9 protein-coding genes are annotated in these 10989 nt (G+C 68.2%); 8 read left to right on the plus strand and 1 reads right to left on the minus strand.

Annotated features, from left to right (window positions below; genetic code table 11):
• The 3 genes from ASE86_RS16215 to ASE86_RS07780 all read left to right on the plus strand — a co-directional run.
• Positions 1–505, plus strand: a 505-nt coding sequence (locus ASE86_RS16215) for a hypothetical protein (protein ID WP_056424237.1), incomplete at its 5' end; no start/stop codon positions are given.
• Entirely contained in the window at positions 502–1848 is a 1347-nt protein-coding gene (locus tag ASE86_RS07775; protein ID WP_056424240.1) for a TniB family NTP-binding protein, read from the plus strand. The genes ASE86_RS16215 and ASE86_RS07775, both read left to right, overlap by 4 nt.
• 6 nt (positions 1849–1854) lie before the next feature.
• Positions 1855–3768, plus strand: a complete 1914-nt coding sequence (locus tag ASE86_RS07780; RefSeq protein WP_056424243.1) for a TniQ family protein — start codon at positions 1855–1857, stop codon at positions 3766–3768.
• Positions 3769–3998: 230 nt separating this feature from the next.
• Here ASE86_RS07780 and ASE86_RS07785 read toward each other — a convergent pair whose 3' ends face one another.
• The gene (locus tag ASE86_RS07785) at positions 3999–4193 is read right to left on the minus strand and encodes a hypothetical protein (RefSeq protein WP_056424244.1); all 195 of its coding nucleotides are present in this window, start codon (positions 4191–4193) and stop codon (positions 3999–4001) included.
• 224 nt (positions 4194–4417) lie between these two features.
• On the opposite strand from ASE86_RS07785, the gene ASE86_RS07790 reads away from it, so the two are divergent.
• Genes ASE86_RS07790 through ASE86_RS07810 form a run of 5 tightly spaced genes read left to right on the plus strand, consistent with a single transcriptional unit; the run spans position 4418 to position 10971 of the window.
• Positions 4418–5086 carry a protein-L-isoaspartate O-methyltransferase family protein gene (locus tag ASE86_RS07790; RefSeq protein ID WP_056424246.1) on the plus strand — a complete coding sequence of 223 codons (669 nt, stop codon included), beginning with the start codon at positions 4418–4420 and terminating at the stop codon, positions 5084–5086.
• A gap of 3 nt (positions 5087–5089) precedes the next feature.
• Complete coding sequence (locus ASE86_RS07795; RefSeq protein ID WP_082441752.1) at positions 5090–6688, plus strand: TolC family outer membrane protein; 1599 nt, start codon at positions 5090–5092, stop codon at positions 6686–6688.
• Positions 6689–6716: 28 nt separating this feature from the next.
• Entirely contained in the window at positions 6717–7241 is a 525-nt protein-coding gene (locus ASE86_RS07800; protein WP_056424248.1) for a DUF2497 domain-containing protein, read from the plus strand.
• A gap of 37 nt (positions 7242–7278) precedes the next feature.
• A complete protein-coding gene (locus ASE86_RS07805) occupies positions 7279–8898 on the plus strand; it encodes a histidine kinase famiy protein (RefSeq protein WP_082441753.1) in 1620 nt (539 codons plus the stop codon).
• Between the two features lie 27 nt (positions 8899–8925).
• A complete protein-coding gene (locus tag ASE86_RS07810; RefSeq protein WP_056424253.1) occupies positions 8926–10971 on the plus strand; it encodes an alpha/beta hydrolase family protein in 2046 nt (681 codons plus the stop codon).
• The last annotated feature ends 18 nt before the right edge of the window (positions 10972–10989 follow it).

Genomic DNA, 10989 nt, shown 5'->3' on the forward strand with positions numbered 1-10989 from the left:
GGCGATGGATTACCTGACGCCCGAGGGCCAGGCCATCGTCCGCGCCCGCCTCTTCGAGGACATCGCGAACGTCGACTCGCAGGCCGCGGAGCGCGAGCGGCGAACGCTCGGCAAGGCGCTCCACGACCCGCGTACCCGCAAGGTCATGAACGGCTACGTCGAGCTCCGCGACGAGGAGATCGAGGAGTTCGGCGAGGCGCAGCCGGAAGAGCATGCGCCGGCCGCGCACGAGCTCGCCACGGGCGCGCGCAAGGACGCGCACATCGCGACGCCCCGGCCCAAGCCCAACCCGCCGAAGGAGCCCGTCACCACGCGCCGCGCAGGGGCGCCGAGCGTCACGGCCCGCGATCCGGCGGCTCCGCCGCCGCGCCACACGGCGCGCAGCAAGACCAGGAACGACGACCGCCGCGACGCGGGGGCGCACACCAAGTCGGCCAATGGGCCCGACCAGCGGGCGCCGACGCGCGTCCGCTCCAACCGCCTGAAATGGGGAGACCTGAAGTGACCACCAGCAATACGAAGATCAAGGACGACGGAAGCGCCGCCATCACGCGCCGGGCTCCCAACGCGCCCCGTCGCCAGTTCGGCAGCGGGAAGGCCAAGCGCGATCCCAGGAACGCAGGCGGCCCGGTCTCGGAAAGGGCGCGTGCCGGGAATTCCCGCCCGGTGGTCGCCGAACGGGCCAGCGACGTCATCGAGCGGGAAACGAACGCCGTCACCGCCGAGGCCGTGCGGTCGGAGCGCGCCGACGGGCTGGAGGTCGCGGCGAAATCCCGTGACGTCGCCGTGGCAGCCTCCACATCCGGTGATTGGACCGCCGGCGCCTCCGATGCGGGCGATCCCGTCGTCGACGCGTTGCTCCCGCAGCGCGACCTCGCCACTCCCGAGCCCGAGCCCCAGCAGACGCTTTCGCCGGAGATGCAGGACGCCTTCCGCGCGTTCCGCAAGAGCCAGCTGGCGCAGCGCTCGTCGCGCGTCGCGCTGGCCCTCTCCCAGCTCATGCGCATCCGACTGCCGTATCCCCGGCACATCGAGGCGATGGCCGAGATCGAGGAACTGCTGCTGCTGGGTCGCGAGATGCGCGGCGAGCAGCAGCTCGCCCTGAACGTGTTCAGCCGGACCGGCACCGGCAAGTCCACCGTCGCGACGCAGTTCAAGCTGATGCGCGCGCAGGACGATCCGCCCGGGGTCAGGTCGGTGCTCCACGCCCGGATGGGCACCAGCGGAACCGCGAGGGACCTCTACAGCTCGATCATGTCCGAGGTCGGTGACGGTTTCGCGAGCAGCGGCACGGAGCACACGCTCCGCCGGCGCGCCATGCGTGCGATGGAGGACAACGGCGTCGAGCTCCTGATCCTCGACGAGACCCAGCACAGCGGACAGAAGTCGGGCTTCAGCCGCGAAGTCACCGCCGAGCTGAAGATCATGCTGGACACCGGACGCGTGCCGATCGTCCTGCTCGGCACCGAGGCCGCGATCCCGATAGTCGGTTCGGACCGCGAGCTGTCCGGGCGAATGTTCTCGCCATGCCGCCTCGATCCGCTCGACATGGCCGACGACGACGACCTCGAGCTGTGGCTGGGCTTCCTGGGCGCCCTCGACGACCGCATGGTGTCGGACGGCATCGTCGCCTCGGGGGCGGGCCTCGCGGAGGAAGGCCTGGCGCTCGCGCTCGGCGAGGTCTGCGACGGCGTCATCGGCCAGCTCATGCGCGTGATGACGATGGCCCTGCGCAACGCCGTGCGAGAGCAGCGGGACGTCGTCACGACCGACGACATCTCCATCGCCGTGGACGAGTGGTCGATGGAGCACGGGTTCGCGCGCAGCAACCCGCTCCGGCGCCTCTGATCCGGCATGGACGGGACCGTCGACCGCCAGCGCACTCCGTTCGGTGCCTTCCTGCGCAACGTGGGCGACGACCTCGTCGCCGACCGCGGTCCGCGCGTCCCGTCCACCGCAACCGCGCGAGCCGAGTGGAGACGGCTCGACAAGCAGACGCCGCCAATGCCCGGCGAGTCGCTACGCGGTCTCGTCGCCCGGGCCTGCAAGCGCAACGACATCCCGAACAGCTGGGGCGTCCTGCAGCACCTCGGCCTCCTGCATCGCAACAGCGTGATCGTGTCCGAGCATCCGGGGATCGATCCCGCCGAGCTGGCCTACGCCCTAGGGGTTGCCGAGCACGAGGTCGTCCTCCGGCGATACGAGCCCACGGTACCTGGTCGCGTGTCCTTCCAGGGTCTGGAACTGAACGTCGGTCGGATCGAGAAACGTATCCGACGCTTCTCGCCAAGCGCGCTGGCCGACCCGGCCCAGCGCTTCCACCGCGCCGTCTGGGAGTTGAAGGACATCCCGTTCTGCTTCGTCGGCTGGGACATGCTGCAGGACAGATGCTTCTGCGAGGGGGACGGCATCGTCCAGGGCTGGACCCGAACGCTGAACGGGATCGAGGAATGCGACAAGTGCGGCGATCCGCTGCACAGGCTCGAGCCGTTCGCGGTACCGCCCGAGATCAGACCCGCCCTGTCGATCCTGCAGGCGATCGTCGATCCGCACGCCGAGCAGCGATCCTCGAAACCGTCCGATCTCCCACCCGCACTCCGTGACGCCGACCGGACGCAGCTCTACCGGCTCATCATCCGGCTCGCGCGGGCGCTCGACGCGGACGCCGAAGAGCAGCCGATCGAGGAACCGGCGAGAAGACTGAACGGTCTGCACCTCGCGTGCGAGGCGCTCGGCCGATGGCCGTCGGGATGGGAGAGCCTCCAATGGCACGATGCCACCACGAGACACGCGATCAGCGAACTCCGCCAGCAGTGGCGTACGCTGGCCCCGTCGGCATTCATCGTCGGAGCGGGGGACCCGGCCGTTCAGAGGCAGGCCTCGACCAACAAGCGCAAGACGATGCCGGCCGCGACCGACGCACCGACCGTGGTCGGCATCCGCCCGGCATACGAACTCGCCCGCCTCTCGCCGGAAGTGATGCTCGCCGTCTGGGAGAACGCCCTGGTGACACAGCACGTCCGGACACATGGTGACCGCAATCTGCCCGCGTTCGACATCGCGGAACTCGATGCGTTCGCCTCGGCATGGCACGACCGCGTCGAGCCCGACGCGCTGTCCTACCGACTAGGCATACCGTATTACGGCCTCGAGCAGATCGTCGCGATCGGCACGATCGTCGCCGATGGTCCGGCGCTCCCCGGTACGGGACACCATTTCAGATCGGCTACGATCAACGACTTCCTCACCCGGATCAGCGAGAACGCCGGCGCCGACCTCAGCGACCCCGTACCGCTCAAGCGGATCATGGAGTCGATCGGCGGGCGCGCAAAACCTTGGGGCCCGCTCGTCGACATGCTTCATCGGGCGGCCGTCGGGTACCAGCTGTCAGACGGTATCTGCCTCGTCGACAGCATTCGCATCGATCGGTGCGATGCCGATCGGGTTCGCTCCCTGGCCTTCGAACGCGATGATCATACCGATCTGTGCTTCCGCAGCAGCATGGTACAGCGGGATGCCCTCGAGATCCTCAACGTCGGGGTTGGCGGCAAGCGGCTTCTCGCGAAGCTGGAATACCAGGGGACCAACCCCCGGACCTATGCGACCGTCGACGTCGAGAAACGCGCTGCCGCGATCATGAGCATACCCGAACTCGCGGCGCGGCTGGGGATCAACTGGTCGTCCGCACATAAACGCGCGCGGCTAAGCGGCGCGAAGCAGATCATCCCGGGCGGCTGGGACCGGACCCGCCTGCTCGAACTTCGCTGACCGCACTTCGAATCAACCCTTCATCATCCCATGCAATGGCTGCGCCGGCGGTGATGTGAGCAGGCCGATCTGAAAACAGGCGCCAGGCGAGCAGATCGGGTGAAAACTCGCCGCACGCCGGTTTTGAAAATTCCTCGGCGGGCCATTAGGATGGCTGAGTGGGTCGATATGAAAACCGACACGGTTCGGGCGACCGTCGCACCGAACCGCCCACCCACGATCGACGACGATCAGGCCGGTTTGGCGCCAGGCGTTCCGCATTTGGCGAATTTTCCGGCGGCGGTCTTGCAGCGAACCGGCTTTGCGGCGGCCTTCTGCGGACATTTGACGAAGCGCTTCTGCGCATCGCGGCAGGGTCCGGCGGCATTGGCGACGCCGGTGGCGAACAGGGCCGAGGCGGCGAGGCAAAGGGCGATCTTGCGCATAACATCTCTCCGGTGCTGGCGATCAGCGGCGCCGACTAAACGTTCATTCCGGTTCGATCTCAAGTGAACCTTTTGTAACGTTGGTGACACCGTATGCGCGGTTAAGCGAAATCCGGCGCGGTGTTGCCCTGCGACCGCTTGGCGCGGGCGTGCACGCACGATAGAGCGAGCGGCGGGACAACAACTGTGTTGCGCGACTAAAACAGTTGTGCGATGTCGGGGACATGACGACGATGATGGCAAAGGGCACGGAGGCTGCGGCGCGCGCCGCGATGGTGGTGAGCCAGTTGCGCACCAGCGCGGTGAGCGACCCGCGCGTGGTGGCGGCGATGGCGGAGGTGCCGCGCGAGGCGTTCGTGGCGCCGCAGGCGGCCGAGCTCGCCTATCGCGACCGCCCGGTGCCGCTGGGCGCGGGCCGCGAACAGAACGCGCCGCTGGCGACCGGCCGGTTGCTGACCGCTGCGGATCTGTCGCCGACCGATACCGTCCTGCTGATCGGCGCCGGGCGCGGCTATACCGCGGCGGTGCTTTCAGGGCTGGTGGCGAAGGTCGTCGCGGTCGAGAGCGAGGCCGAACTGGCCGGTGCCGCGCGCTCTGCGCTTGCCGGTCGCGGCAGCGTGACCGTGGTCGAGGGGGCATTGTCGGCCGGTGCGCCCGATCACGGTCCCTACGACGTGCTGATCGTCGACGGCGCGGTCGAGCAGTTGCCCGACGCTCTTGTGGCGCAGGTGAAGACCGGCGGGCGCGTGCTGGCCGGACTGATCGACGGCGGTGTCGCTCGGCTGGCGAGCGGGGTGAAGTCGGACGGCTTCGCGCTGGTCCCCTTTGCCGACATCGATTGCGTGATCTTGCCGGGCTTCGCACGCCCGCGTGCCTTTCATTTTCCGGGATAATCGATGCGACGGTTTCTTCTGACGACCGCAGGCGCGGTGCTGGCGGTTGCCGGGGCGGGGGGCGCTTCGGCCGAGACGCTGCGCGAGGCGCTGATCCGCGCCTATCGCACCAACCCGACCATCACCGGCGCGCGCGCCGACTTGCGCGCGCAGGACGAGAATGTGCCGATCGCGCGCGCATCGGGCCTGCCGTCGTCGACGGCGCAAGGCAGCTTTACCGAGACGTTGCGCCAGACCGGCAACAACATCTTTGCCCCCGACCGGCAAATCAACGGGCAGGCGACGGTCAGCTATCCGATCATCGCGTTCGGCGCGGTCAAGAATTCGGTCCGCGCAGCCGAGACGCGGGTCGAGGCGGGCCGCGCGAACCTGCGCGGGACCGAGGCGAACCTGTTCACCGACGTGGTCGCGGCGTACATGGACGTGATCCGCGACGAAGCGGTGGTCGCGCTCAACCAGCAGAACGTCCGCGCGCTGAGCGTCAACTTCCAGGCCTCGCGCGACCGGTTCGAGGTCGGCGACCTGACCCGGACCGACGTCGCCCAGTCGGAAGCGCGCCGCGCGCTGGCCGAAGGGCAGTTGCGCCAGGCCGAGGCGCAGCTGATCGCCAGCCGCGAAAACTACATCCGGATCGTCGGTGCGCCCGCCGGGACGCTCGAATCGCCGCCCGCGCTGCCGAACCTGCCCGATACGACGGCGACCGCGGTCACGACCGCGCTTGCCGAAAACCCGCTGATCGAGGCGGCGGAAAAGGCGCGCGATGCCACGCGCTACGACACGCGCGTGGCCCGCACCGCCAAGCTGCCGCGGATCAGCGTGCAGGCCGGCGGCACCTATTACAACTTCCTCAATACGCTGGGTTCGTCGTCGCCCGTCGCGGCAGCGCCGCAGAGCGACTATGGCTTTACCGCCGGCATCGGGCTGACGCTGCCGCTCTACCAGGGCGGGCGTCCGGCGGCGCAGGTGCGCCAGTCGCAGGCGCGTGAAAGCCAGGCGATCGAGCAGGTCACCTCGACCGAACGCGGCGTCATCGCGCAGGTCCGCTCCGCGTACGCCAGCTGGCAGTCGGCGCAGCAGGTCATCGCCAGCAGCGAAGTCGCGGTCAACGCCAACCGGTTGAGCCTGGAGGGCGTACGCGCCGAAAACAGCGTTGGCACGCGCACGATCCTCGACATCCTGAACGCCGAACAGGAACTGCTCAATTCGCAGGTGACGTTGGTGACCGCGCGCCGCAACGCCTATGTCGCGGGCTTCGCCCTGCTGGCGGCGATGGGCCGGGCGGAGGCGAACGACCTGAACCTGACCGACATCGGTTCGCTGTACGATCCGGTCGCGAACTACGACCGCGTCCGTCGCAAGATCGGCGACTGGGGTTCGGACCCCGAGCCGCTGCCGGTCGCGACGCGCACGGTCGATACGCCCGCGCAGACGCCGATCGTCGGGCGCAATCCCGAACTCGAGGACCCCGCACTCGCGCGGCCGCCGGGCGCCGACCCCGCCGCGCTGAACCCCGGCACCCCGCCGCAAGGGGCGCCGGCGGGCCGTACCGGATCACAATCGGTTGACACCACCCCGGCCAATCCCTCAGGTACTCCGCGTTAACCACGTCTTGCGTCGGGGGCCTGTGGGCATGGGCGATGTCAGTAGCGAACCGACGATGGAGGAAATCCTGTCCTCCATCAAACGGGTGATCGAGGAAAGCGAGACGCCGGCGGGTAACAGCCGCGGTCGTCGTGTGGTACCGCGCCCGATCGTGGCGCAGGACGACATGATCGACGACGGCGACGGCGACGAAGTGCTGGAACTGTCGGAGCGTGCACCGTTTCCGGCTGCAGAGCCGCCGCTGCGGCGCGACACCATTCGTCCGATGCGGCCGCCGCCCGCAGTCGATCCGGCCTCGATCCACGGCGACCCTGCGCCGGCGCGGCCCGATGCGCTCGCGTCGCCCGACACGGTCGAGGCGAGCCGCAGCCCGCTGGAGGCGCTGTCGCGGCTGATCGTGAAGCCCGATGTCGCGGGCGCCGATACGCTGGAGGGGCTGGTCCGCGAAATGCTGCGGCCCATGCTGCGCGACTGGCTGGACAGCAACCTGCCGTCCATCGTCGAGACGATGGTGGCCAAGGAAATCGCTCGTATTTCAGGCCGCGGCCTCTAAGCGGGCAACCGCTGATGCCCCGATGAGTTAGGCCTGGATGTCCGTAGCGCCGTCACCGCCCGAAAAAGACCTGACGACCACGCATGGGCGGATGCCGCCGGCTCCGCTCCTCAGCGATCCGGCAACGCCGACGAAGGCGTCGTCGCACAACATCTTCTTCGCCGCGGTCGAAACGACGCGGATGCCGATGATCGTCACCGACCCGAACCAGCCCGACAACCCGATCGTCTTTTGCAACAACGCGTTTTCGCGGATGACGGGCTATAATCTCGACGAGATCATCGGGCGCAACTGCCGGTTTCTGCAGGGGCCGGAGACGAATTACGACGCGATCGACCAGGTCCGCGAGGCGGTCCGCACGCGCGAGGAAGTCGCGGTCGAGGTCCTGAACTATCGCAAGAACGGATCGACGTTCTGGAACGCGCTGTTCGTGTCGCCGGTGTTCGGCGAGGATGGCCAGCTTCTTTATTTCTTCGGCAGCCAGCTCGACATCTCGCGCCGCAAGGAGGCCGAGGAAGCGCTGCACCAGGCGCAGAAGATGGAAGCGGTCGGCAAGCTGACCGGCGGCATCGCGCACGACTTCAACAACCTGCTTCAGGTCGTGCTCGGCTATGTCGACATGCTGGAGGCGCGGATCGACGCCAGTGACCGCGCCTCGCGCCGCGCGGTCGAGGCGATCGGCATGGCGGCCAACCGTGGCGCGACGCTGACGCAGCAGTTGCTCGCCTTTGCCCGCAAGCAGGAACTGCGCGACCGGTTGCTCAATCTCAACACGCTCATCACCGATTTCGGGACGATCGTCGAACGCAGCGTCGGCGACGGCGTGCGCGTCCGCCGGGTGTTCCAGGACGAGCTGTGGAATTGCCGCGTCGATCCGGTGCAGGCGGAAATGGCATTACTCAACCTGCTGTCGAACGCACGCGATGCCGTCGAGGGCAAGGGCGACGTGGTGATCGAGACCGACAATGTCGTCTCGCCGGCAGACCATCCGCTGGCGCCGGGGCTGGAGCCGGGCGAATATGTCCGCGTCGCGGTGACCGATGACGGCAAGGGCTTCGACGTGGCGCAGATCGATCGCGTCTTCGACCCGTTCTTTTCGACCAAGGACGTCGGCAAGGGCACCGGGCTCGGCCTGTCGATGGTCTATGGCTTCGTCCGCCAGTCGGGCGGGGCGGTGCTGGCGGAGAATGTCGAGGGCAAGGGCGCGCGCGTGGCGATGTTCTTCCCGCGCGCGCGGGGCATGGTCGAGCCCGAGAAGTTGCAGGCCAGCCAGACTCGCGGGCACGGCGAGCGCATCCTGATGGTCGAGGACCAGGAAGAGATCGCCCAGCTCGGCCGCGCGATCCTGGAGGATCTGGGATACGACGTCGTGCAGTGCCCGAGCGCCAGCAAGGCGATCGACCTGCTCGACACCGACAGCGATTTCCGCCTGATCTTTACCGACATCGTGATGCCCGGCGGGATCAACGGCGTCGAACTGGCCAAGGAAGTGCGCCGCCGCTTCCCCGCGATGCCGATCCTGCTGACGACCGGCTATTCCGACCGCGCGCTGGATGCCGAAAGCTCGTCGTTCGACCTCGTGCGCAAGCCCTATCGCCGGGCCGAACTGGCGCAGCGCATCCGCACGTTGCTGGAGGGGCCGAACGGGGTTGTCTGACGCGGCGGCTGGGGTAACCTGCGCGCCATGAAGCACATCCTGCTCGCAGCGACCGCGCTGCTCTCCGCCGCTGCCGTGTCCACTCCGGCGACCGCCCGCCAGATCACCATCGACGACGTGACGATGCTGTCGCGGGTATCGACGCCGGCCGTGTCGTCGGACGGGCGCTGGCTGGTCTGGCAACAGCGCGAGACGGACCTGGCCGCGAACCGCGGCCGGTTCGACCTGTGGCGGGTCGACCTGACCCGCAAGGGTGCAGCGCCCGAAAAGCTGGTCGCGGAGGCGGACGTCAACGAAACCGGCCCGCAGATCGTCGGCGACACCGTCTATTTCCAGTCGGACAAGGGCGGCGACGACGCGGTGTGGGCGATTCCCCTCACCGGAGGCGCGGCGCGCAAGCTGACCGGTTTCCAGGGCGGCTTCGGCGGGTTCAAGGTCGCACCGACCGGGGACAAGATCCTGATCTGGGCGGACCGCAAGCCCGGTGCGCCGACGCTGGCCCCGGCGATGGAGAAGAAGGACGCCAACGCCGGGTCGGCGCGCACGTACGACCAGCTGTTCGTCCGCCACTGGGATACATGGGCGAACGGCGACCGCTCGCAACTGTTCGTACTGCCGCTGGGCGCAGACGGCGCACCGGGCGACGGCGTCGCGATCACCGGCCGTCTGATCGGCGACACGCCGTCGAAGCCGTTCGGCGGTGGTGAGGAAGTGGCGTGGAGCGCGGATGGCCGCACCATCTATTTCGCGCTGCGCGAGGCGGGGCGGATCGAATCGACCTCAACCAACCTCGATATCTTTTCAGTCCCCGCCGACGCTTCGGCCGCGCCGGTCAACCTGACGGACGCCAACGACGCGACCGACACGTTCCCGACCGTCTCGCCCGATGGTCGCTGGCTCGCCTGGGCGGCGATGGCGCGGCCGGGCTACGAGGCGGACAAGCTGACGCTGATGGTCCGCGACCTCCAGTCGGGCCAGGTGCGTGCGCTGACCGGCGGCTGGGATCGCTCGGTCGGCTCGATCGCGTGGACGCCCGACAGCAAGCGGTTGCTGATTACCGCCGAGGACACGCAGGAGAACCCGGTGTGGTCGGTCGATGCGACGAGCGGCAAGGTCGCGCGGCTGACGCAGGCGGGCAACGTCACCGCCGTCGTGCCGACCGCGAAGGGCTTCGTGTACGCAATGAATAGCCTGGTCGCGCCCGACGATTTCTATCGCGCGGAGGGCAAGCGCACGGTTCGCCTGACCAGCGTCAATGCGGCCAGGCTGAAGGACATTGACTGGCCGACCGTGACGCGGTTCAGCTTTGCCGGCGCGAACAACGATACCGTCTGGGGCTATGCGGTGAAGCCCGCGGGCAGCAGCGGCAAGGTACCGATCGCGTACATGGTCCATGGTGGCCCTCAGGGGTCGAGCAACAACAGCTGGTCGTATCGCTGGAACCCGGCGGTCTTCGCGGGCGCCGGCTACGGGCTGGTCGCGGTCGATTTCCACGGGTCGACCGGCTACGGCCAGGCCTTTACCGACGCCATCCGCAACAACTGGGGCGGCTGGCCGCTGGAGGACCTGCAAAAGGGCCTCGCCGCGGCGACCACGAAGTTCGGCTGGCTCGACGCCGACAACGCCTGTGCGCTCGGCGCGTCGTATGGCGGGTACATGATGAACTGGATCGCGGGTCAGTGGCCCGACCGGTTCAAGTGCCTGGTCCAGCATGACGGCGTCTTCGATGCGCGCGCGATGGCGTACGAGACCGAGGAGCTGTGGTTCGACGAGTGGGAGCATGGCGGCAAGGCGTATTTCGAGGACCCGGCGGCGTTCGAGCGCTGGAACCCGGTCAACCACGTCGCCAAGTGGCAGACCCCGATGCTGGTCGTCACCGGCGAGAAGGACTTCCGAATCCCCTATACCCAGGGCCTGGCGAGCTTCACCGCACTCCAGCGGCGTAACATCCCCTCGCGGCTGGTGGTGTTCCCGGACGAGAACCACTGGGTGCTCAAAGCGAAGAACTCGCGGCAGTGGTATGGCGAGGTGCTCGGCTGGCTCAACCGGTGGACGGGCAAGGCCGCGAAGTAAACGGCGGTTGTTTTTGAC

Origin of the sequence: Sphingomonas sp. Leaf33 (assembly GCF_001421785.1) — a bacterium.
Taxonomy (GTDB): Bacteria; Pseudomonadota; Alphaproteobacteria; order Sphingomonadales; family Sphingomonadaceae; genus Sphingomonas.

Excerpts from the sequence above, each read along its gene's own strand:
- ASE86_RS07780 (WP_056424243.1), top strand. The coding sequence starts at position 1,855 with ATGGACGGGACCGTCGACCGCCAGCGCACTCCGTTCGGTGCCTTCCTG.
- ASE86_RS07805 (WP_082441753.1), top strand. The coding sequence starts at position 7,279 with ATGTCCGTAGCGCCGTCACCGCCCGAAAAAGACCTGACGACCACGCAT.
- ASE86_RS07810 (WP_056424253.1), top strand. The coding sequence starts at position 8,926 with ATGAAGCACATCCTGCTCGCAGCGACCGCGCTGCTCTCCGCCGCTGCC.
- ASE86_RS07785 (WP_056424244.1), bottom strand. The coding sequence starts at position 4,193 with ATGCGCAAGATCGCCCTTTGCCTCGCCGCCTCGGCCCTGTTCGCCACC.
- ASE86_RS07800 (WP_056424248.1), top strand. The coding sequence starts at position 6,717 with ATGGGCGATGTCAGTAGCGAACCGACGATGGAGGAAATCCTGTCCTCC.
- ASE86_RS07790 (WP_056424246.1), top strand. The coding sequence starts at position 4,418 with ATGACGACGATGATGGCAAAGGGCACGGAGGCTGCGGCGCGCGCCGCG.
- ASE86_RS07795 (WP_082441752.1), top strand. The coding sequence starts at position 5,090 with ATGCGACGGTTTCTTCTGACGACCGCAGGCGCGGTGCTGGCGGTTGCC.